Below are 23,447 nucleotides of genomic sequence, written 5' to 3'. Positions count from 1 at the left end.
AAACTCTGCGCTTTATGTGGCGAAAAAGTGTGTACTTTTAGTGGCGAAAAACTCTGTACTTTATATTACCATTTACATCTTTTTTAATAACTTCAGGAGTCAATTGCTTTTTAGAGTATGTTTTAACTGTTTTTATATTGCTTTCAAATTTTGTGCCGCAGATGGCACAGAACTTTTCATCCTGTGCCATCTGAACACCACAATTACCGCAGTATTTTCCCATTTTTATCCCTGCTTATCTAAATTTACAATAAATCTGAAAGAAACACGACGGCATGCTGCCATATCAACTTCACCATCAGAGTTATATACTGGCTTGCTATTGGACAAACCAGTAGCTTCCAAAGTAGAGGTCAATTTAGAAGTATCTACACCTGTGTCAGAAGACAGGCAATAATCTTTAACATTGTTGGCTCTCTGTTGTGAAAGAGGTAAACCACTCTCATAGGTACTGCCTGCAACCGGTGCAGTATGACCTTCTACCATTGTTTTAGAGATAAAGCCATCATATTTCTCGTTATAAACGATAGATGTATATGCGGCCAAGAATTTGTTTAACAAGGCTTTACCGTCTGCAGTAATAACAGCAGAATCACCGCCGAAGAGAACGGATGCATCCATTGCTATTTCACCAGTGCTACGATTGATTGTAACATTTATGCCTTGAGCTTCGAATTCCTTGTATAGATCATCAAACAAGTCAGCCTTTTTCTCAGCAATTTCTTTGATTTCATCTTCTGTAAGGTCATTAACATTGGCTCCCTGGTCTGCCAAAGAGCGAGCTTCTCTTTGAGTAATGTTATCTGTATAATAGTACACCTTGCTACCGTCGAGAAGTATGATGCTGAAATCGGTGTTGAAACTACTTGCAGAGCTCTGGATAATATACGCATACTGGCTTACAAATTTATCCGTTTCACCACTTATCATGTCTTTCTCCGCAAGATACACTGTAAATCTTCCTGCATCATCAATTTTATAAGCTGAAAGATCATAATAGCTGCCATCTCTTCTAACAGCGTAGTTCCATGCTTCAGCGCTTGCAAAATAATCTAAGCCTTCAATCAACGGAGAATCCGGCAGAGAATATCCGTGAAGAGACAGTGAATCATCCGTGTTCTCTGTCAGACAAAATGCTTTCAACTTCAACGAACTATTGTTTTTGGAAAACGTCATGTATGGGCCGGAAAGTTCAAAGGTATAACTAAACTCAACGCCTGTAAACTCATATGCAAACGGTTCTTCATCACCACTTGTTTGACTGATTTGTTTAAAAGTAATAGAGTCTCCGTTGATTTCATATGTACACGGAGTTTGTCCAACCTTGTCTTCGGTGGCGAGCTCAAGGACGGCCACTTCATGATCTGTAACACTTTTAAACTCATCATATTTGTAGCCAGTTTCTGAACTGCAAATGTTTTCGGTGCCAAAATATACCGCAGTAGGAAGAATGGTTAAATTAGAGGTGCTATCCTTAAATTGAACCTCTTCGAATGGGATCTCTTTTCTTACTGTTTTGAGGTCATCCTCTTTATTGTTAAGAGTATATACACCGTGAAGCATTTCTTCGGTCAACTCAAGAGATGAATAGATCTTCGCCGGATCCACAGAATCTGTAACATCTTCGAACAAAGACTCTACATCTACGTCACCGGCAAAGATATTATTACCACCTAAATACCATACCAGTTTTCCATCTTCTGATTTACCTTTGTTATTGCTTGCTTCTTTGCCGCAGGAGCAAAGTGTCAATACAAATACACATGCTAAAGCCAGTGATAAAAACTGGCATATGCGTCTTTTCATTCTTCTTTCCTCCGTGTTTATTTACTGTTGTTCAAGATTAATAATAAAGCGGAATGATACGCGCCTAGAAGCTGCCATATCGACATTTCCATCCGCATCCTTAACCGGTTTGCTGTTGGAATATCCGATAGCTTCCAAATTTGAAGCAAGCTTGCTCGTATCTACTCCTGTGTCTGAGGAAACACAGTAATCTTTAACATTGTTGGCTCTCTGCTCTGACAACGGTAATCCGCTTTCATATGTACTACCGGATACAGGGGCAGTATGGCCCTCTACCATGGTCTTTGATACGAAACCTTCATACTTTTCAGAAAAAACAATAGAAGTATAAACATCAACAAACTTATTTAAGAAAGTCTTACCTTCAGCTGTCAAAATAGCAGAGTCGCCGCCAAACAATACCGAAGAGTCCATTGCTAATTCACCGGTCTTTTCATCTACGGTTACTTTAATGCCAGCATCATTGAATGCCTTTGCAAGATCTTCCATAAGATTCTCTTTTTTCTCTACAATTGCCTCTAATTGAGAATCGCTGAGTTCATCGAGTTTACCAGTTTGATCTTCGGTTAAATATTCGCTAAGGTTAAGTTTGTGACGGTCGCTATATGTATCATTGTAATAGTAAGTGTTCGTACCATCCGTAAGTACTAGACCATCATTGGCCGCACAGAAACAAACATACTGATATGTTTCCTTACTGTCTTCAAGCGACAAAGTGAATGTAAACAAGCCATTCTCTTCAAGAACAGCAATCGAGTTATAGCTACGCTTTTCATCAACCATTTCAAAACTTAATGAAGAGTCTTTATCTTCACTATCATATCTAAATCTAATGTAATCAATGTTATGTGCACTCTCGGAACCAGGAGAAAGATATCCTTCAGCAAAAACATAATCTTTTTCGCCGTATGCATCTAAACAAGTTGTTAAAGCAATGCTATTTCCGTCTGCTTCAAGAGTCAATGTACGCCCCTTAAAACTAAATGCGTATTCCCATGTTACATCTGCAAAAGTATAGGTGATTTTGTTTGTTTCTTTATCTACGTTAAATGTATCAAGAGGCTTTAGAATTAATTTGTTACCCTCAATAGAATAAGCACACAACGCTGTTTCCAAATTACAAGAAGTTTCAGAGTAATTACGCATGAAAGAAAGTTCCATCCAATTATACTCTTTAATGTAATTTACAGAGTGCATCAAAGTCTTTTTACCAGCTTTAATACGGAAAGGTAATTTAGAATATTCCTTTTCGGTTCCTTTTTGTGTCCACTTAAAGTATTGTGCTTCTGCACCAAACTTTTCCTGTGCATCATCACCGCCTAAGAGACGATAATCGCCATAGAACATTTCTGGGGTATATGTAAGTTTGTTATATACATCCTGCGGATTAAGCTTAGTGCTTGGAGTACCCAAGGCTACGGTTTCTTCTTGACTATCGTTGCCTTCAAAAACAAATCCTTCCGGCATTGGGCTGCCATCTTCTGTTTTGCCACCCTTGTTGCCACAAGCCGATAGCGAAAAAACCATCAAGATAGCAAGGAATATTGCTAATATTTTCTTATTCATCGTTTCTTCTCCTTCTTAGTTGACAGCACGTATATTGTTTACTATTGTGCTTGCATCAAAACTGTCTTGTGCCATTACAGCGATAAAAATCATATATCCATCGTATTTACGGACATGGAATTCTTGAATCAACGTGCTTCCATCAAAAGTGAATTTTGCCGTTTTGAATTTTTCGTTTGCAACTGTAGTGTCGTAGTAATCAGCCACTGTGCAAGTAAGATTGGCATCTGAATACTGTTGCTTTAATCCGCTTGTAATAATGTCTAAATAAGCCTCTTCTGTTACTGATGCACTTGGTCCATTAAGCTTTTCAAAGCAGATAACAAGTTGTTTGCCATTATCAGCATCATTTAAGATGATTCCACATTCAGTATTAGGATCACCTTCATAGGAGCCATATTCTTCAGCACTACCATCTGTCCAACTACCATTTGTATCAAATCGCATATTTGCCCATTCATTTACATACCAACCATCAACAACGGAGCCTTTATTGTAGGTCATAACATCGGAAACATTATTATCCGTAGTTGAGTTGATATCATTGTTGGATGATGAGTCGTTTGTTCCAAAATTATACGAAGGAGTATAATCATTCCCGCCGTCGCTTCCGTAGCCCTGATCTTGGAAAGCTTTTTGTGCCACACTACCGATAATGGCTAATACAATCAAGACTGCTGCGACAATTCCAACGATCATACCTGTGTTCTTTTTCTTTGGCTGTGTTTGCTGCACTACTACAGGCTGCTGGTATTGGGGCTGATTCACTCCATAATTGTTCGGTTGTTGTGTGTAGTTAATTTGGTTGTTTGGTTGCTGAGAATAGTTAGCCCGTACGTTGTTTTGCTCTGTAAAACGTGCTCCACATTTATCGCAAAAAATTGCACTATCCTCAACGGTGTTTCTGCAATTAGGACAGATTTTCATTTTTTATTCCTCCGTTTGTGTGTTGTTATATGATATCGTGATATTGCCACGTATCTTTACCCCCATCTACTCATCCAATCGTTTTTGGAAAAGCTTGGTGCTTCCAAGGAAGCGTAAATATCCTCTTGGAAAAGATTTTTTATATCTTCTTCCATCTGTAAATCTATTCGATCATCTGGGCCAACTTCTTGTGTATGGTAAGAAAGAGTTATTAATTCATCATAGAATTTACTTTGAAATCTTACCTTACGAATGGCAGACATAATCAACGGTAATTCCTTGGGATGATTGAATAACATTTTCACCAGTTTGTAATCGCCGAAAGCACAAACAAACTGTGTAGTTTCTTTCGAATCTCTTCGATAATCAGTAATTCCATAAAAAGTGTTTGCAAGATTCAATACCGAAACTGTATCATTGCCGTAAATTTCTCTAATAACCCCTCTATCAATCATCGGTCTAATTTCCTGTAAATAAGCCTGCCTTTCAACCGGTTTGGGTTGAGGTTTCGGTAACAGATTAAATTCGGTTGAAAGTTTCCATTGATCTGCGGAAAACAAATACCGAGGTTTATCGTTAACAAAAGCAACATAATAAAAGCTATTAACGAAAACATTTAAAAACGCTTTGTCGCCATTGCTACAATTTACTCCTGATGACTCTATAACACCGGATTTTCCATTGTCAGAAAATCTAAACGTTATATTTTCATCACCATTGGTTAAATATATTGTAAAATCCGTAGACGAGGATTCCCCGTCATAGGAGTAATTCTTCCGAGCGCAAATATGTCGATGAATTGAATACTTATTACCATCTGGTTTGTTTTGCTTTGGGATGGTCAATGTGGAGAGCAGTTGCAGTGAAATAATTCCTCTCGGTGCAGTCTTATTTATATTATCTGGAAAAGCCTTCTTGAACAACTGCACATCTGGAATAAAACATTCATCACAAACATATACACCAACACATTCATTTTTATCGCCGGCAAACACAAGGTACATTTTTTTATTTAACCAAGATTTGGTGCTGAGATATCGCTCAACTCCAAACATTTTCTCGGTTAACGGCATCAGTAGATTGTGTTTGGTTACAAGAATCTTTCCAGACAATTTAAAGTAAAGCCAACGAGAATCACCGTGGTTATGCAAATCATCAATGCATATATCCTCAACAATCGAAAATGCATTATTCTCTATAGCGTCTCTTATCTTTCTTCCAGGCTTCTTTGCTAATATATCCGCCCTAATTCTATTACGGTCGATTTGTTGTTTCACTGTTGCACCTCGCTCCCTTTGGAAATCAAAACTGCGATTGCTGAATAGTTATCCATTTTTTTGTTAATGCCATTTTTCTCAACCACTGATTTCATAGTGCGAAGCCATTCATCTGCGGTTTTACTGTTGTTAAGTGAATTAAACATTTCGTTCTCATTTATGAATTCCCAAAAGCCATCTGAACACAAAAGAAATGCTCGGCATTCTGCGAGATAAATTGAAGGCAACAGTTCAAACATTGGGCTTTCCCAATCTGTTCCCATTGCTCTCAGGATGATATTTCTATCCGGATGCTTACGGATTTCTTCTTCTGTGATTTCTCCTGACAAAGCTAACATTTGTGGAACGCTGTGATCTACTGTGCGTTTTTTTATTCCATTCCCGTCAAATACATACACCCGAGAGTCACCAACGTGTCCAATGTACACAAGAACATCATCAACGAGCATTGCCGCCGCTGTGGTGCGCATCTTATTCTTTACTTTGTTCTTTTTTTGATGCTCAATCAATCGCTCCTGAGCCTGTGAAAAAGCAGATGAAAGAAAGCCATCATATGAATCACAAATATTAAATTGTTCGATAAAAACATCTGTAACGAAGTGAGAGGCAACATCACCCATACCATGTCCACCAAGTCCGTCACATACTACAAAACAATAAGAATTGTTTTTTTCCACTGCGCCAACATAGTCTTCGTTGAGGTTACGGCTACCAATTTCACTCATTATTGCATATTCAAGCATATCCTTCACCTAACACAAATTACCATTTGTTTTTCCAATCATCTATCGAAAGTGCAGGTTGCTGACTTGATGCAAATGGTGTCCCACACTTGCTACAAAATCTCGCTGCACTCGAATTCATTGAGCCGCAAGTAGAGCACATTATCTGCTCTGTTTTTTTCTCCTCCACAGGAACAGCAGTTGCCTGCCAGGCGGCTTGCCATGCCGCATTTACTGCAGGTGTTGGAGTGGTCTCAACAACCGGAGCAAGCTGCACAGGAGTTTGTTGAACAGGCTCTACCGGTGTTTGATATATAGGTTGTTGTATCGGTGCCTGCTGAACAGGCTGACTATAACCTTGGGGCGCCGCTTGGGTTTGATGCGTTTGAGCCCCTACAGAAATTGGTGGAGCTATAAACTGTTCGTCTGTCATCTTTACAAATGTGGCTGCAGATTGACATACACGTGCTGCGAATGTAGCTTGATTGACAAAAGGATTCATACAGCAGAAAGGATACTTCGAACCAGTACCATTTTCAACAAATACTCCTACCTTCACTAATGCATCAGCAAAGTTCTTAGCAGCCTTACCACAGAACATGCCATTTAGGTTAAAGTTCAAAACAAAGTCGCTTCCATCTTTATTTATGAATTTAAACGCGGTGTCCTTTTTTAAGGAATTTGTGTGGTACGGATATATGACCTTTTGTAAATCCTGTAAATCATAGAAACCGTAACTTTTTTTACGAGCAGAATCAACTGCAGTAGCTGCCAACGCACCAATTAAGCCAAACGCTGCACCAGCGGTAACATTACCGGCCATTTCAGCTTTAGAAACGCTTCTCACAATCAAATACTTGTTGGTAAGTCTAAATTCACTACCATACGAATCTTTTTCGGTTTGTCCATAAATGAAAGTAACGCCTGCAGTGTAATAAACGGTTCCACAATATGCACATGTTCCAGTCTTTTGACCTTCAGCTTTACAGAATTCACAAAAAGCCATAATCTTTTCCTCCTATAAGTAAAGGAGAGGCATCCTACGATAGTGCATCATAGGATGCCTCTTCCGCTGTGAAATTAAAATCTTGTTTTCAATGTAGCAAGCACATTCTGCTGAACCATACCAAGAACGTTAGCGTCGCCGCCCTGTCCGATATAGAAGCCAAGTGCCTTAAAAATTACAATCAGGGTCTCTGTGTCAGTTGCCGCGATATTTGCCTTGATGGACTGAGGATCACAAAGCATCATTGCTCCGGCAAGATTTTCAATTCCTGTATATGTAGGGACAATTCTTCCGAGAGCGCTATCCATCATTCGCTTAGCATCAGGAGTATTTACATTAACAGGTTCATGGTTCTGTGCCATAGCATAAATATCATTATCTGTAACAACTCTCTGTGCAGGAGCTCCATTATTCACAGGAGTGTTAACAAACTGGCCAGATCCATATACAGCTGCAACAGGACCAGGTCCCCACTGATTATCACCATCACTATCCTTGAGGAACTGGATCAGAAGAATAATACCGCCAGCAATCGGTATAAGGCCCATGAACCACCATGCTCCAGGCTTGCCCACGTCATGCAGTCTTCTTACAGCAAGAGCAATACCGGGAATCATAAGTGCGATAGAGCAAAGACCACCCAGAGGAGGAACTGCACCAGATATTAAACCAAGCGGGAAAAACATAATCACATTGAAAAGGAAAACCCACCAGTATTCACTCTTAGAAGCTCTTCCGCTGAAATTTACATAGTTCTTAAAGAACAAAGAAATAGCCTTGCCAAAACCTACTTTACCATTATGTGCTTCACCAGCGTTGGGATTATAGGCATTCTGTGGCTGTACCGGAGTCTGATATACAGGTTGCTGCTGCACAGGCGTCTGATATACAGGTTGCTGTGCGGGTGCCACAGAGGGCTCCGCCTTTGGTTGCTGTTGAACCTGAGGTTCTACCACAGGTTGTGCTGGCTGAGAGCCAGGCATTGCATCGAAAACACCTACCGTCTTTTCCAAATCCGGCTCAGTATTTTGAGCAGGGGCTGCAGCGGCTGCATTTTGGTTTGCGCCGCAGTTCGTGCAAAACATTGCACCATCCTTGAGTTCGCTTCCGCATTGTTTACAAAACATAACTATACCTCCAAAAGATTTATATTAATAAAATTAATACCTATTGTTCGGGATCATTGAGTCAATTTCTACGTGACTAATTTCCCACTTTTTATACTTGATAGGGAGCCACCAAGCATAGATTGTAAGAGTAACAATCGTCAGTAATACCCACAATAGGTATTTACCGAAAAGTTGTCCTCCTTTGCCAGTAAACTTCAAACGATAACCGCCAATTACGGTATGTTTGTATACCCATCTCATTCTAAAACACCATAGTGCCGGCCATGCAAGGCCGAGCGTAATGAAGGATACAAAGGCAACCGCAAGATTGACTCCTATAAGTCCCATTAATCCTCCATCAAAATACGAGTTAGCCCAATTAGTGTTTGCCATTGAAGAAGAGGACGGAGAAATAAAAGGTTGACTATTGATAGCTTCATGGGTCACAGTTTGAATTTCTGCTTCTTGTTTGCTTCCGCATTCGGGGCAAAAAGCCGAACCATCGTCAATTTGTTTTCCACATTGAATACAGTACATCTAATCACCCTTTCTACTTTGAAATCCACATTGCGGGTCGTAGCCCGTTGTTATACACTGCTGCCGTGCAGCCTTCTGTATACACATAACCATTACTGCCAACATAGCTTTGATAAATCTGTTCACTGCTCAGAGTGACAAATCTTTTACCTGGAGTTCTCAACCACCAACCAAAAGAATCTTCATCTTCGTCAACCAACTCTTGTAAATAGAGGGTGCCATAAGCTTTACGGTCTTCCTTGCTTGTGAAATACTTGTTCGCTTCATCAATTGACAACAGAAATAGTTTGTCTGATGTATCATTTCCACCATCCATCCCTGTGTCAGCATTATCATCATTTACAATAGTCGAAGTGATAATCTTATTCTTTTCCTCTGTTGTGAATGCATTGCTATAGAACTCATTATTCAACCACTCGCGGGCAACGCTGGTTTCCCATGTTTCATAGCTACTGCTTGTTTCCTGTTTGGCAATACAATACTTTGAAATCACCAGAATACCACTATCATTCTCATCAATAACAAGCCAGGAAATGTCATCCAAACCATTGGAAGTATTATTATCCATCTCATACTTTCCAATAGAAATAACGTCTCCAATTTTAGCTTGTGAAATATCAGCTGCCGAACCAGAACCATAGTCTCCGGTTTGTCTTTTAGCTTCCTCGTACCACCAAAAATCTTCCGGCTTTACGGGATCTACTTTCTCGAATTTCTGACCATAGTATTGATTGATCTCATAACGGTTATATTCCAACTTGTATGTATATAGCCGCCAAAATCCACAGAATTCAAACTCATAACAACCCTCTTCTTCATCGTAGATCATTGTAGCTGATGTGAATTCGTGATCGTATTCATCTCTACCGTAGTTACCTAAATCGTGCGAATAATATTCGATTGCTATGCTTGATTCGGTAACATTAGAAAATTTCAAAATCATTGTTTCGTTCCCACCGAATTTGGGAGAACATGAATAGTAATTGTCTTCTATAAACTTGAATTTTGAAATGTCCGAATCATCGGCATCAGATTCATAATCATAATAGGCGCCATAGTTACCAAAATTCCCATTTCCACCAGTATAACCGCCATCATTAGATGAACCTACAGCTATCGCAATCAAAGAAATTAGCAATACTATGGCACCGCCGACAATCAATAATATATGCCACCACTGCAATTTCTTTTTTGCAGGGGGATCTGCAGCACGAGTCACAGGATTGATAGATTGAACAGGGGCATTCCATTGCGAGTTCCACTGTGCCTGTCGATCGGTTTGTGGCGTCGCACTCTTTGTTTGTGATTCAACTGCAGTTCCACATTTTGCGCAAAATTTCGCATTATCTACTAATTTGGTTCCACACTTTGGACAAAACATGAAGTCACCTCCCTAATGTGGGGTACCGCATTTGGGACAAAAGCGGTCACTCGTGTCAAGTGCGGTACCACAGTTTTTGCAGACATTCTGCTGAGTATATGTATTTCCAACCGATTGTATATTCAAGGGTATGTCATAGCCAATCGCTCGTAGTTGCTCTACATATTGAGGATTTTGCATACGAAGCATAGATTGTTGTCTCTCAATCTCTAACGCATTTCGAGTTTTTTCCAGCTCTTTTTTACTGTCACCCTTCATTGCACCAATACCACCGATAATGCTAATCACACCAAAAATGGGAAGAGGAAACACGATCCACCCAGTAAACAAAATGATGATAAACAGCGCTAACATTCCGATGCCAATCCAAATAGCTTTGGTTCCCGATTTGCGATGGGATTGTTTATCTGCCTCAGTTGGATTGATATCTTCCTGCCTTATACCTTCTATCGCAATTTCGTGGTAACGTTTATCGACATAAGAATTCTTGCATTTATTACAAACCCTAAAAGGACTGCCATACAAATACGCATTCACTGCTGTACCTAAATTATTACCGCAGTGTGGGCACTTAAATGCAGGTATCTTCATTTCTTTTACCACCTTTCTTCATCGTTTGTCTTTATCAACAAACTTTAGACAAACTGTTCCTATTGCTCCGTACAAAGCACTATAGAGTATCAATACAAGCCACGTTTTTGTAACATTCTGTACAGAGGCATCATAATCCATATCATACTTCTGCGTGAGACCCAAATCTTTCCAGCTTGTGATTTCTTCATCCGATTCGGCTGCAGCCTCGAATTTTTCCAGAGTGTCTTTCGTAGGAATTTCATTTAGATCGGCAGAACTGCATATAGCACACAATCCCCACTTACTAATTGTAAGTTCCTTAATAGGTTCCGCTTTTTCCGGTAATGTGAACATCATACCCGACATAACAAGCTGTACAATAAGCACGAAAGGCATAACTGTCATTGCGGCATTCTCTGTTTTGACAACACAAGAAACCAAAATTCCAAGAGCATCTGCGCAGAATATAATCAATGTGAATGATATAAAAAATTCAAATGCGGTCCATCCAAACAAAATACCTGTGGACGGGAAATCTCGAAAGATATCAAATACCGTAGTAAGAACAATTGCCTCAGCAACGCACTGTACAAATTCAAATATCATATGAGCCAAAACATATGAGGAAATATGCAATCCGGTTCTGTGTTCTCTCTTAATGATTGCTCTTTCTCTGCACACAGACTGAATTGAATTAAACAAGCCAGTCCATATACAACCACAAATCATTGCAAAAACGCCTGTTTTAGTGCTCTCATTTACAGCAAAGGTGTTATCACCAATTACCCAAGCAAGAATAATTGAAATAATGAGTGTGCTAATAAGAGACTTCCATCCATTTTCATGTATAAAAGAACGAAAGCACTTACCGGTATAAATTTTTATTTGGCCGATGCGACCTATTCTTGTATCTCCCATGAGCATCACCCCTTGCTGAATGCGGCATATTTTTCAATATAATAATCTGATAACCCTTCACCATTCTCATCAGGTCGGTTAATTTTTTTTACGATTTCTCTGCAACTTGATACTTCAAAGAATTTATATGCCTCATTGATTGAACCATAAAAAGCTAGGTGCCCGCAATTATCTTTTGTGCTTTTAGCAAGAACAATAACCTTATCAAATAAATCCGAAGCACGTTCAGGACTGTGGGTTATAACCATCACTATTTTACCTTGATTGGCAATGGTACGCAGATTTTCCATCAAACCACGTCCCATAATATCATCAACACCTGAGTCTGGTTCATCAAGGAAAAACAAACTAGGATTTGCGATAAATTCAACAGCAATGCTCAAGCGTTTTCTTTGACCTCCACTGAGCTTGGAAACCAATGTCTCTCTTTCCCGGCTCAGACCGAGTTCCTCCAGCACTGAAGTGATTCGTTCTTCACGAGCTTCATAACTCATCTTTCTCGGGAGTTTCATTTCTGCCGCATTGGATAAAGTATCATAGACCGTATCGCTTCCACGAAGAAGATCTTGTTGTGGAACAAAACCAATTTCGTATTTCATCTGCTCATATTCGGCATAGATATCAGTATCCTTGTACATAATTTTTCCGGTTGCCTTCTCATATCCCATAACAGCATTTATGAAGGTCGTTTTTCCGGCACCAGAGCCACCTAGGATCAGAACCATCTCACCATTTGAGACAGACAAGTTTATATCTTGGAGTAAAAGCATTTTCTTGAATCTTTGAATAACGCTACGCTCGGTAATATTGATCACCAGTTGCCCTTGTGATTGTACTGAAACATGAGATGCGTTCTGAACATTAGAGAAGGAAGTTCTCACCGACGTATGTTGTTTTGATGCTTCCTTATTTTCTAAATTCGTGATTCCTTTTGAAAAAAGAAATTGCTCTCCAGTAAAAATAAAGTATGAATCCACAATTCTTACTACATCAAATTTTTCGAGATATCTTGGAGCGGACATTTTCTTGCCATTCAGATACACTCCGTTCGTGCTTTGATGATCGATAATTGCCCATCCATTGCTAGAACAAAAGAATGATGCATGCTTTTCAGAAATTGTGTCATTATTAATTTGCAGACTGGTCTGTTCAGAACGACCCACGCAAATTTCAGCAATGTCGTTGTTCAATTCCAAACTACTCCACTCACTGTTTGCATCGCAGAATGTCGCGAACAAAGCAAACACACAATCCGGTCGGCTTTGACCGTCTTTACGAATATCGAAACAGATAACGTCTCCATCCTTGAGGATTGTAGCTTGCTTGTTTACAGTAGAGTTCTGTCCAATAAGCACATTATTTATATAGGTGCCATTTGTACTGTTCAAATCCCTATAGTGATATTCTCCATTAATCAGTGCAATCTCTCCGTGAGTTCGAGATACTATTGGAGAACAGACTTTAATATCACAATTACTTTGCCCGGTAGCTCTACCAATGGTGGTTAATGCCCCAAGAGTGCTTGTTCCTATAACACGTTGCTTATTGAACAGTACCAATACAGCACCTTTTGAATTTTTCTCTTCAAAAAATACTGTTTTAGCCATTAGTTTCCTCCTCGGTTGACTCATCTTCAACAAGATCATCGTTCTCCTCGATTTCATCTAAATCTCCGGAGTAATCCTGATATGCGTTGAATCCATAACCGCGAATAGTTTCTTGTTGTCTCGGAGGTACATCATATACAGTAACAACCAATTTTTCGATCTCAGCAAGTCTAGCAAAATCGATACCTTCATTATAGGTGATTCTTAAAACAGAATTACCTAAAAGGGAATTTTCATGACCCGCCAAACCGAATGCATCTAAACTGGTGATTGGATTATTTACAAGCTCCAATATATACAATTCAGGTAATGAACCGAGAGCAGATACATCTGCAATCTGATTGTCGTTAATCTTAAGCATTTCCAAAGCAACACAATACTGCAACGGGGAAACATCCGTAATTTTGTTGCCAGAAAGATAGATATGTGTAACCTTTGTATACTTAGAAAGAGCATCAACGCTTACGATCTGGTTGTCTCTCAAATCAATGGTGTTGCCACTTTCTATGAATTTTGTACACGATGCTAAAGGAGTAATGTCAACAATTTTATTTCCACGAGCATTGAAATGCTCCATTGCATCGATCGTGGCTATGGCGCTAATATCAACAATCTGATTGTAAGAAATATCCAGTGAATAGATTTTAAAACAATCCTTCAATGGATTGATATCTGTGATCTGATTGTTATTCAAATCGACCATACCGATTTGATAATTTTCAGTTAAAGCACTAATATCTGTAATCTGGTTATAACCTAGGTCGAGTTGAAAGGCAGGGATGCCTTTCAAACAAGAAATATCGGAAATAGCGTTGGTTGACACATCCAAATCACTGATGGCAGTTACATTTAACGGAGACAAATCGGTAATGTTATTGGCTGCCAAATGTATGATGTTAAGCTTATATTTTGATAACGGTGACAAGCTGCCGATTTTGTTATTCGAGGCATAAATGTTTGCCAAGGACTCAGAGCCGGAAACAAAATCAAGTGACTCAAGCTCGTTGCTATTGCAATATAAGGTACGTACCGTTGCCGGCAAGGTGATTGTTGAAACATCAAGACCTTCAATAGAATCCATTTTAAGAGTGTCTAAGACAGTAAAGTTTGTAAGCGCACTTAAATCGGATACTTTTGTGTTGTTAATATCTAATGTTTCGAGTTTGACCAAATTAGCAATGCATGAAATATCCGAGACTTTTGTGTTGGATATATTCAAATAAGTCAGTTCGGTCAGGTTGCTAAGTGGTGAAATATCAGTTACATCTGTATTCGTGGATATAGATAGTTTCTTAAGCTGTGTAAGCTCACCCAAGGTTTTAATATCTTCGTCATCAAGGAAACACTCAAACACTTCCAAGGACTCAAGATTCTTAAGTTCCTTTAATTTCGCAATATCATTATTAGTAACGATATCTAATGTTAGGCTTACGTGAGTAGCATCTCTCTCAATATTCTGATCTCCGATAGTAATGGTATTTACACTCGTAAAGATGATTCCAATAGCAAAGATTGCAACTGCACCAGCAGCAATACCGCTATAAATCTTTGCAACCAAGCTTTTCTTTTTTCTTTCTAAACGCGGATAATAGAAGTATCCAAAGAAAATCGGCAAAGCTAAAGATAACACGGTCAGAACTACACCGAATTCGCCTGTGCCTTCTTCTGCCCAAACATCTGTAAAGTTTACATATGTGAGCCACGCACAGAAGATCGTAAGTAACGATGACAATATATTTGCAACAAGACAAAAAACATTTGGTTTTCTTTTTTTGTTATCGATACGAGGGAAATATAACCTTCCCAAGAAGAATGTCGCAACCCCAAATAAGAGTGTCATAATTAAAGAGAAGATAACATTTTCTTCATCAATAATTTGTGATGCAGTATTAAGGATAAAATACAAGGAAAGGAATCCCGTAATAATAGAACCAACAAAAGCAGCAATGTTTGGCTTTTTATCACCTTTAATTGCCTGACTGTTTGTAGCTTCTCCAGACTGATTTTGAGTTTGCTCTTGAGAGTTCCCCCAAGCATTCATCCAATTACTATTGTCCGACGCAGTTCCAACAGTTTTTTCAACTGGTTGCTCTTTAACAGACCCAGTCTGACAGTCAGCACACAACTCATCGATGGTTTGATATCGATTTTCCTGTTGTACTGCCATTCCCTTGAGGATAATTGCCTCCTGCTCCGGTGTAACACCAGGATTCAGTTCAGTAATCCTTCTAAGATCATCTGAAAACACTCGATTCATTGCATCGATAGGTGTAAGACCGGTCATCATCTTATACATTGTGGCAGACAACGCATATACATCTGTCCAAGGACCTTGATGTCCTTTGGTTCTATATTGTTCTTCTGGAGCAAAACCGGGTTTTAACAATATGGAAAGACTCTTCTCATCGGCTCCACCAACTTCTCGTGCAGCACCAAAATCCAGGAGTTTCACCGTGCCGTCGTTTAAAATCATAATATTAGCCGGGCTTATATCTCTATGGATTAGCCCCTGCGCATGAATTTTAGAAAGAGCCCTCATAACAGGAGTTAACATTGCAACTGTCTGTTCAAAGGACATTTTTCCATGCTGCTTTATATAATCTTTTAGATCAATGCCCTCAAGGTATTCCATAACAATGTATGCCGTATTGTTTTCGGAAAAAAAGTCGCGCACAGAAACAATACTTGCTTCATTCGAAAATTTTGCTAATGTGCGTGCTTCGCCCAGAAAACTACTTTTGCCTTTTTCAAAAAAGGCCTGAGCATCACCCACATGAGCGGATATCTCCGTCGAACTAGTATTGTTACGGTTCACGACTCCAGAGGGGAAATATTCTTTTATGGCCACCTTAATATCCAAATTGATTTCACGACCAATATAGGTGATTCCAAAACCACCTTCTCCTAAAACCGCACCAACCACATACTTACCGCCGAGTATGGTACCCGGCTGTAAGTGATGCGGTGCAGGTTGATATTCTTTTTTATTTTTTCCACAGACGCCACATATGTCGTCAGAAGTTGAATTCATGCAGTGCACGCAAAAATTCTGCTCCATTTTCTTTTCCTCCTATTGAACCCCTATTCTGTTTTCTTTATACACAAATAAAGAATTGCCGCAGTTAAATTAAATATGTTGATAGTGAAAACACTTAACACCAACATAATAATGCTAAATATTTTGCGTTGTGGTTCCAATTTCTTTATCATTAAAAGCGTCATGCTCACAGCAACCAAAAGTGAAATAATGAGCATTGCCGTATCGATTTCGATAAACATTAAAAACCAAAGAGGCGCACCAATCCATCCAAGGACAGTTGCTACCGTCTTTAGGGTTTTGTTTGTCTTCGCAGTTTTTGTGTTCTGTTGCTGGATAGCGTTATTCGCACCAAAGACAAACACATTATTACCTACCGTTCCGCCTGTTGTTGGATTACTTGGAACATAGGAGTTGTTTGGTATATAAGAATTATTTGGCACATACGAATTATTTGGCGTATATGAGTTGTTCGGAACATAGGAGTGATTTGTGTGTTGTGCCGAATTAAAACTCTGGCCAGTCGAATACGTACTGGATGCAGCAATATGATCCGCTTGCAGAATTGGAGCAATTCCAGATCCCAAGGAATTCTTAACCGATTGCAAATCTGCTTTCATCTGGGACGGTAATTGATAACGTTCCCAAGATTTGAAGTTAATGGACTTCAAAATAACGCGACTAAGAAACTCATTACAGTTGGCAGGGGGCGGAATAATATCGCCATTCATTCTCTTAACCAATGCATCATTTTTATCGCTGTATTTGATAAGTTCGGGATGCGGAGGTAGGAAGGGCTCTCTGTTATTGTTTAAGAGCTTATACATAACGATGCCCAATGAATATAGGTCAACGTTCGTTCCATATGCCTCGCCCTTATATACTTCCGGGGCCATATATGTATACGTGCCCTTCTTGGATAAGCCGGACACGGTCTTTTCAATTGTTCTTGCAACACCGAAATCGCCCAACTTATAATCCCCGTTTTGAGAAACAAAGATATTGTCCGGCTTGATGTCTCGGTGTATGATTTTTTGCTCATGACATACTTCTAGTGCATTACAAACATCTGTAGCCAACTTAATTACGTCATTAACGGTGAAAGAACGATCCTTAATATATGCTGGCAGTGCTGTAAGAAGTTCCATACGAATGATGATATCCCAACCGATGGAATCCTCGTGCTCAATAACTGCGTAGTCCTCATAACCTACTATATTAACATTGCCTTTAAGTTTGGACATAAGAGCAATCTCCTGCACAAACTCTTCAACAAGCCCTTTATAGTATGCTGTTGCGCTAGCATCATCCATACCTTCATTTCTCATACTCTGCAGTTCTGCAGGGGAGGAGGGAATAGTAATAACTTTCAGCGCACAATGTTCCTCAATGCCAAAATTGTTACGGACAATCTCATATACTTTTCCAAAACTACCTTCACCCAGTAGCTTAGTTGCCTTCCAATCAGGCCAAATTTTTAGGATTTCTAATTCCATCGTTCTGCACCTCTATAGTGAAATATAAATTCTTAAATATTACCTGAGTTACGAAGCACACCAACTATGCTTCCTTCATCTTGCTTAAATAGATCGCCAACAACAACTTTGGTTAATAGCGAGTCTGCTTCTTCATAATTATTTGCAGAGAGATTCGCTACTGCAGCTCCGGATGCTAACATATCGGAAATGTGCTTAAATCGCCCCTGGGCGCTTGTTATTTTTCCCGTAAAATTATTAGCAAGGTTTGCACTCCAGTTTTTATTAACGCTATTTAAGTCGGAAACAACGCCATCAAACAACTGTTCAAATTCATTACCTAATGCAAGCATTTGCGAAGCCTGACCTTTTAGTTCGTCAGGGGTCAATTTGATTCTACTACTGCCCAAACCGCCGAATGCTGTTAAATCACCCGATTTTGATGATTGTAAGGCGTTAAAACGAGATATGCTGCCTAAATTATCGCGATTTTCATCTACATGTCCAACTGCAGATCCACCATATTTAAGCAATAAACCTAAAGCGGTGACACTTTTTTTCTGTGGCTTGGCTTTTTTAAAACTTCCACCTTCAATAACGAAATCATCTTGCAAATGACAAATAGCACCGTCGATATATTTCTTTTGTGATGCCAAAATCACTTTTTCCCCAGGAACCTCAAGCGCTTCTGATACACCATCATACTTATTTTGGTAGCTTGTCATCCGTTTCTTTACGCTTTTGATTTCACTTTCATACTGTTTGTGGAAGTCTTTATTAAATCCAGGCGCATTAAATGTCTTACACTCTTTCAGCTTACTTTTGTCTTTTAGCGTTATCGCGCCATACATTGCGAGGTTTCCACCCAACGAATGACCTGTAAAGGAATATTCATCATATCCACCTTTTTGAAGATCATTCATAAAACTATCCATATCTTTTTGCTGTAAAGTTTGTTGAGAAAGAGCCAACGAAACATCTTCATAAAGGTCCTTGCCAGCGGTAATAGGATTCTCCGAAATTTTTCCTAATTCTGTTCCTCTACATGCAACTACAACATTGTTATTAATGGGATCCTTGACTGCAAATGCAGAAAACCCACTGCTTGTGTTGGTTTGTGCTTTAACTATGTAACAGCCATTATCTTTCACCTTGGAAATCAGACCCGATATATGCGACTTATAATCGGAGCCTAAGCTTTTTTCTAAATATCCTTGATTGTTAAGAAGCGCTGACCAAAGCGTTTCTCCCTCTCTCATGTCTTGATATGCAAGCTGAGACAGGATTGATAATTCAACATCAGTATAGATCACAAAGGCCCCCCTTTACTCATTACTTACTGCGCATTTTGACAAATGAAATAACAAAACTATTTTCTTCAACACGTCCCACGAAAAACAATTAAGTGTTTTCTTTATCGGTTGCGGCATTCTTAAGATTTTCAACAAACTGATCAAACCCGTCTAATACCGCTTGACCTTCTTCGTCGCAATATCCCATATGAATCACGTCTGTGATGCGGTCATGATTAAACGAGATGTATTGATTGTCCTTCATAAGTCCAAAGGGAAACGGAACAGCAAAATAATCATATGTTTTACCGTCACCCTGGCGTGTAAGGTACCCGGCAATCATGAAAAGCATATCCTTATCAATGGTAAGTTTCACAATTGTTCCAATAGGATGATATGTGCTCATGATTCGTTTGCCTCCTTTTTTTTCGCTGCAATCTTTTTGAGAGCTGCATCAATCTTTAGGAGTTCCTCATCGGGAACCTTTTCAACCATCTCAAAGCTCTTTGCAAGAGTATCCAATATTTTTTCTGAGGGAACTGTCTTGTAACCCTCGGCCACAACTTCAAAATCTGCATAATGGGGCAAGAAAAGCACCTTATCAATGCTAGTAAATCCAACGGGATATACAGCTACAAAATATCCACACACAGATTTTTCCTCTTTATCGGCAGAACCATAGCCAATAACACACACTTTATGATTATTGACTTTGATTATCGATCCAAGTGGTAATAGTTTCATAACAATCTCCTTTCCCGCTTATATTAATCAAACCAACCCTTGACCCAGTTAATACCAGCCTTGACACCGCTGGTCACGGCATCAGTTACGATATCAACCTTATCAGTAATAAAATCTGTGGCAATATCAATGCCATCCGAAATTTTTTCGGTTCCAGCACCAATCAGACCGCCAATAGAGTAACCATCGCCGTCATTCCATCCCAACAAACCGGTACCATACTCTGCCAACTTGTTAATGCCTTTTACAATTGGGATGTTATCGATTGCGGCATCTACTAAGCCACCGCCAACGTCGCCAAGAACTTCCACCGAACCACCAATAATAGTGTCTACAAATCCTTCTGCGCCGTCAAAAACTGCGCCAAGAATATCGCCTTCGCTGATTTGTTCAAAAAGTTCTTGTTCCATCTCGTCAGAGCGTGCTGTACCTTTTTCAAAGGTATAGTTGATGGTCTCGCAAATGACAGCAAGTTTTGTGTTTTTCTTGAGAATGCTTGTCACTGCACTCCATCCATCCTTAAGGGTTATATCCCCTTGTAGGATGCCGCTCGTTAAGTTATAGGCCGTTTGAAGCGAACTTGGAACTAGCACATCTACGCCGTGAGTAACCCAGTCTGGTAACTTACCATATTGTTCTTCAAGCCAAGCCAGTGCTTCTCCTGCAGATTTTGCATCCTCAGGAATGCCGGCGAATTCTTCTTTAATGATATCCAAAAGAGAATTGGCGGACTTTGCTGAAACATCGGCATCTGTGCAATAAAGCTTCGATAACTCCGAATCAATAGAATGGAACGTAACAGCACATGTATCGGCTACCTTAGCACCATTCATTAGTTCCTGCGTAATCTGTGTAAAACTGTTTTGAGCACTGTTAATCTTGCCCTCAAAATTATGGGAGAGATTAGGGCTCCAGTTGGTATTGACCTTTTTAAGATCAGAGGATACACCAGAGAACAGCGTTGAAAAATCACTTTCTAATGTTTTCATTTCAATTGCCTGAGATTGTAGCTCTTCAGGCGTAATTTTAATTTTCTCTGCCATTTATATCACCTCATCCTAAATCAATATCTGAAAAATTACATAGAGCAATAGGATCGGTAACATTATTTGCGATAAAAGCATCAAAAGGATTATAACCTTCCTGACGCGTTTCAGGGACAATGTCTTTTAAAACATCCTTTATTATGTTTGAAAAGCCAGATGGAAAATCTGCAATTGGGGTTCCATGCTGCAACGGTCCTCCAATCACCCCTGCTGTAGCAGCAGTAATACTCAAAATATTTGAGAGCATTGACTCTACAGATGAGAACATATCGGAAATAGATGTTTCCGTCTCTTCAAACTCAGTTGCTGCTCCGGTTATTGCATTTAGAAAGGAACTGGAGTTCTCCTGAAGTTGGCGAATTCGATTTTTATTTGTATTTGTATAATCATTGATTGCATCTTTTTCCTTGCAAGCCCAATCATTATGTGTGGAAATTCGATTCAAAACTTCCATTGCATCAGTGATTGCATTGTTTGCTGTGGTAGATGCGGTTACTAAATTTCGCATTATTGAGGTATCTATCGAAATCATAATATTTCAGCTCCTTTCCTTAGAATGAGTTCTTGATTCTATTCGCAGAGTTGTTATCCACTGTTGAAAACTTGGAAATGGCACTTTCTACGTATTTCTTATATTCCATAAGAACATCAACCATTTTTTTTGCTTTTGTTGCTTGAGCTGTTATCTTTGCTATATAAATTATACTCGCTTGCCCTTCCCAAGACGCTTGGATCCGAGTTATCAGGTTTTCCAATCTAGTGTTGAGATTCTGTAATTCTGTAATTCTTCCTTCTAATGAAGATGCATTGGACTTCAATGCATCAATATCAATTTTTATCTTAGCCATATTGTCCTCCTAATTAAAACCACTTCTTAAATGCATCCGAAATAGCATCAACCACATCATCCACAAAATCATTTTTGCTGGATTTTTTTGAGGATGACTTCTTGGATGAAGATGCTTTTGACGAACTCGTTTTGGAGCTTGTTGTTTGTTTCGGTGCAGACGGCTGAGCTGCAGGTTGGCTCGCAGGCTTGGAGGAACTTGATGCCGCTGCAGCTGCTGCCTGAGCTCTCATGCTGTTTTGTATTGCTTCTTTTACCAGTCGATCAACTTCTTGGTAATGGGCTATTGTGCTTGAAATAAAGGAACTTGTTTCGTTTAATCTGCCAATCATTGTGTTGATTTGATTTCTTAACTCAGTTGCCTTTTCAACAATGGCAACTGCGGTTTGGCCTTGCTCATTGCTTGCTTGGTTAATCAGATTCTCTATAGCCTTTTTTGAATTCTCTAAGGCAGCTTTTGCTTGGTTAATTTTTTGAATATCTTGCTGTGCTGCATATTCATCAATTGTTATTCTTCCACTACTATCTTTAAGTGCCATGATTAAACCCCCTTAACTACATCGAAAGCATCTGCAATAAACTGGGTACGTGTGACACTTTCTATAGATTCTTCTTTTTCCTGATAGAACACTCCATCAGATTCGATGTAGGTCTTCACCATGGATGTCGTCCCAACATGAATCTGTTTGAACGCAATAAATCTAGTAATATGTGCTTTATCAATGGTTTCCACCACTTGATTTTCTGCATTATAGGTCTCAAAAATCAATGATTCAACTTTTTCACGAATCGCAATTTGATCTGCAGTTTTAATAACAAGTTTCCCTCTTTCACCTGTGACCATTGTAACGGCACCATCATGGAAATGATACTTGTATACAGCAACAGTGTTTGTTTCACCAATGTTACATATATCTATGGATGTTTCTGTTTCTCCGAAGAATATTGGTTTCAATACACTCAATACAGTCGGATCAACTTCAACATTGCCACTGAAATCTTCCATCAAAATTCCCGCCGAAACTAGTGCGGCTTTAGCCTCGGTTTCAAACAGAGAAAAATTTTGATTAATATCATTCATTGCGGCAACGTAGGCATAATCGATGTATTTCGCTTGCAATAATCTACCCATAAAAAAGAGTTGTTCCGGGGTTAAAACGATTTCTTTATTCATGATCTGTTAACTCCTTTATGCTAAATTTATCTTCGAGGATAAATCAGTTTCTTGTTGTTCATATGTATATGCAAATCCTTTAAGCAACTCAGCGTAATCGTCGAAAAATGTTGCAATATTTGCAAACTGCTTTTTGACATAAAGAATTTTCTCCGAAAATGCTCTCTCAGCATCTCCTTGCCATCCACCATTTACAGATAAAACAAGTATTTCAATCTGTTCCATAGTGTTCAGCAGGTCTGCCTTCAAGGTTCTGATTTCATTGCTTTTTTCGACTAATTGCGATGTGTCTACCTGAATATTCATAATATCATTCCTCTCATTTGGGTAGTGTCAAGTATTTTTCGCAAAATGGTTTGCAGGCCCTGGCATGAGAGAAGTCAGCCAGCAATGGAGGCATCCT

The 23,447-nt window shown here is 39.3% G+C and carries 24 protein-coding genes; all 24 read right to left on the bottom strand.

Annotated features, from left to right (window positions below; all coding sequences use genetic code 11):
* Positions 1–37: 37 nt before the first annotated feature.
* The 24 genes from I2E77_RS13005 to I2E77_RS12890 all read right to left on the bottom strand — a co-directional run bounded on the left by I2E77_RS13005 (position 38) and on the right by I2E77_RS12890 (position 23,350).
* Positions 38–223, bottom strand: coding sequence for a zinc-ribbon domain-containing protein (locus I2E77_RS13005; protein ID WP_195451427.1), 186 nt, complete (start codon positions 221–223; stop codon positions 38–40).
* 2 nt (positions 224–225) lie between these two features.
* On the bottom strand, positions 226–1,806 hold the full coding sequence (locus I2E77_RS13000) for an OmpA family protein (protein WP_195451425.1): 1,581 nt from the start codon (positions 1,804–1,806) through the stop codon (positions 226–228).
* A gap of 21 nt (positions 1,807–1,827) precedes the next feature.
* Entirely contained in the window at positions 1,828–3,372 is a 1,545-nt protein-coding gene (locus I2E77_RS12995) for an OmpA family protein (RefSeq protein ID WP_195451423.1), read from the bottom strand.
* A gap of 15 nt (positions 3,373–3,387) precedes the next feature.
* Positions 3,388–4,299 carry a zinc-ribbon domain-containing protein gene (locus tag I2E77_RS12990; protein ID WP_195451421.1) on the bottom strand — a complete coding sequence of 304 codons (912 nt, stop codon included), beginning with the start codon at positions 4,297–4,299 and terminating at the stop codon, positions 3,388–3,390.
* A 56-nt stretch (positions 4,300–4,355) separates the two neighbouring features.
* Positions 4,356–5,576: a hypothetical protein gene (locus I2E77_RS12985; RefSeq protein ID WP_195451419.1), complete on the bottom strand. Its 1,221-nt coding sequence runs from the start codon at positions 5,574–5,576 to the stop codon at positions 4,356–4,358.
* Positions 5,573–6,319, bottom strand: a complete 747-nt coding sequence (locus I2E77_RS12980; RefSeq protein ID WP_195451417.1) for a PP2C family protein-serine/threonine phosphatase — start codon at positions 6,317–6,319, stop codon at positions 5,573–5,575. Before I2E77_RS12980 ends, I2E77_RS12985 begins: the two co-directional genes overlap by 4 nt.
* A gap of 19 nt (positions 6,320–6,338) precedes the next feature.
* Complete coding sequence (locus I2E77_RS12975; protein WP_195451416.1) at positions 6,339–7,304, bottom strand: zinc-ribbon domain-containing protein; 966 nt, start codon at positions 7,302–7,304, stop codon at positions 6,339–6,341.
* 74 nt (positions 7,305–7,378) lie between these two features.
* Positions 7,379–8,431: a DUF805 domain-containing protein gene (locus tag I2E77_RS12970; protein WP_195451415.1), complete on the bottom strand. Its 1,053-nt coding sequence runs from the start codon at positions 8,429–8,431 to the stop codon at positions 7,379–7,381.
* 33 nt (positions 8,432–8,464) lie between these two features.
* Positions 8,465–8,950, bottom strand: coding sequence for a zinc-ribbon domain-containing protein (locus tag I2E77_RS12965; protein ID WP_195451414.1), 486 nt, complete (start codon positions 8,948–8,950; stop codon positions 8,465–8,467).
* 13 nt (positions 8,951–8,963) lie between these two features.
* A complete protein-coding gene (locus tag I2E77_RS12960; protein ID WP_195451413.1) occupies positions 8,964–10,331 on the bottom strand; it encodes a DUF6273 domain-containing protein in 1,368 nt (455 codons plus the stop codon).
* Positions 10,332–10,343: 12 nt separating this feature from the next.
* Positions 10,344–10,922: a zinc-ribbon domain-containing protein gene (locus I2E77_RS12955; RefSeq protein WP_195451412.1), complete on the bottom strand. Its 579-nt coding sequence runs from the start codon at positions 10,920–10,922 to the stop codon at positions 10,344–10,346.
* 18 nt (positions 10,923–10,940) lie between these two features.
* The gene (locus tag I2E77_RS12950) at positions 10,941–11,822 is read right to left on the bottom strand and encodes an ABC transporter permease (RefSeq protein WP_195451411.1); all 882 of its coding nucleotides are present in this window, start codon (positions 11,820–11,822) and stop codon (positions 10,941–10,943) included.
* 5 nt (positions 11,823–11,827) lie between these two features.
* Positions 11,828–13,429: an FHA domain-containing protein gene (locus I2E77_RS12945; RefSeq protein WP_195451410.1), complete on the bottom strand. Its 1,602-nt coding sequence runs from the start codon at positions 13,427–13,429 to the stop codon at positions 11,828–11,830.
* Positions 13,422–16,487 carry a leucine-rich repeat domain-containing protein gene (locus I2E77_RS12940; RefSeq protein WP_195451409.1) on the bottom strand — a complete coding sequence of 1,022 codons (3,066 nt, stop codon included), beginning with the start codon at positions 16,485–16,487 and terminating at the stop codon, positions 13,422–13,424. The genes I2E77_RS12945 and I2E77_RS12940 overlap by 8 nt, the downstream gene beginning before the upstream one ends.
* 23 nt (positions 16,488–16,510) lie before the next feature.
* On the bottom strand, positions 16,511–17,962 hold the full coding sequence (locus I2E77_RS12935) for a serine/threonine protein kinase (RefSeq protein ID WP_195451408.1): 1,452 nt from the start codon (positions 17,960–17,962) through the stop codon (positions 16,511–16,513).
* Positions 17,963–17,994: 32 nt separating this feature from the next.
* The gene (locus I2E77_RS12930) at positions 17,995–19,254 is read right to left on the bottom strand and encodes an Mbeg1-like protein (RefSeq protein ID WP_195451406.1); all 1,260 of its coding nucleotides are present in this window, start codon (positions 19,252–19,254) and stop codon (positions 17,995–17,997) included.
* Positions 19,255–19,342: 88 nt separating this feature from the next.
* Complete coding sequence (locus I2E77_RS12925) at positions 19,343–19,639, bottom strand: DUF4176 domain-containing protein (protein ID WP_195451405.1); 297 nt, start codon at positions 19,637–19,639, stop codon at positions 19,343–19,345.
* Positions 19,636–19,977, bottom strand: coding sequence for a DUF4176 domain-containing protein (locus I2E77_RS12920; protein WP_195451404.1), 342 nt, complete (start codon positions 19,975–19,977; stop codon positions 19,636–19,638). The genes I2E77_RS12925 and I2E77_RS12920 overlap by 4 nt, the downstream gene beginning before the upstream one ends.
* 23 nt (positions 19,978–20,000) lie before the next feature.
* A complete protein-coding gene (locus I2E77_RS12915; RefSeq protein WP_195451403.1) occupies positions 20,001–21,020 on the bottom strand; it encodes a hypothetical protein in 1,020 nt (339 codons plus the stop codon).
* Positions 21,021–21,030: 10 nt separating this feature from the next.
* Positions 21,031–21,555 (bottom strand): hypothetical protein, encoded by a 525-nt coding sequence (locus tag I2E77_RS12910; RefSeq protein ID WP_195451402.1) that lies wholly within the window; start codon positions 21,553–21,555, stop codon positions 21,031–21,033.
* A 19-nt stretch (positions 21,556–21,574) separates the two neighbouring features.
* Positions 21,575–21,871 (bottom strand): WXG100 family type VII secretion target, encoded by a 297-nt coding sequence (locus tag I2E77_RS12905; protein ID WP_195451401.1) that lies wholly within the window; start codon positions 21,869–21,871, stop codon positions 21,575–21,577.
* A 13-nt stretch (positions 21,872–21,884) separates the two neighbouring features.
* Positions 21,885–22,409 carry a hypothetical protein gene (locus I2E77_RS12900; RefSeq protein ID WP_195451400.1) on the bottom strand — a complete coding sequence of 175 codons (525 nt, stop codon included), beginning with the start codon at positions 22,407–22,409 and terminating at the stop codon, positions 21,885–21,887.
* Positions 22,410–22,411: 2 nt separating this feature from the next.
* Positions 22,412–23,044 (bottom strand): hypothetical protein, encoded by a 633-nt coding sequence (locus I2E77_RS12895; RefSeq protein WP_195451399.1) that lies wholly within the window; start codon positions 23,042–23,044, stop codon positions 22,412–22,414.
* A 15-nt stretch (positions 23,045–23,059) separates the two neighbouring features.
* Positions 23,060–23,350 (bottom strand): WXG100 family type VII secretion target, encoded by a 291-nt coding sequence (locus I2E77_RS12890; RefSeq protein ID WP_195451398.1) that lies wholly within the window; start codon positions 23,348–23,350, stop codon positions 23,060–23,062.
* Between the last annotated feature and the right edge of the window lie 97 nt (positions 23,351–23,447).

It is taken from the genome of Anaeromassilibacillus sp. 1001302B_160321_C8 (assembly GCF_015554745.1).
In the GTDB taxonomy this organism is placed as follows: Bacteria; Bacillota; Clostridia; order Oscillospirales; family Acutalibacteraceae; genus Anaeromassilibacillus; species Anaeromassilibacillus stercoravium.
Note: the sequence above shows the minus strand (reverse complement) of the source record. Positions and strands in the feature narration are given on the sequence as shown.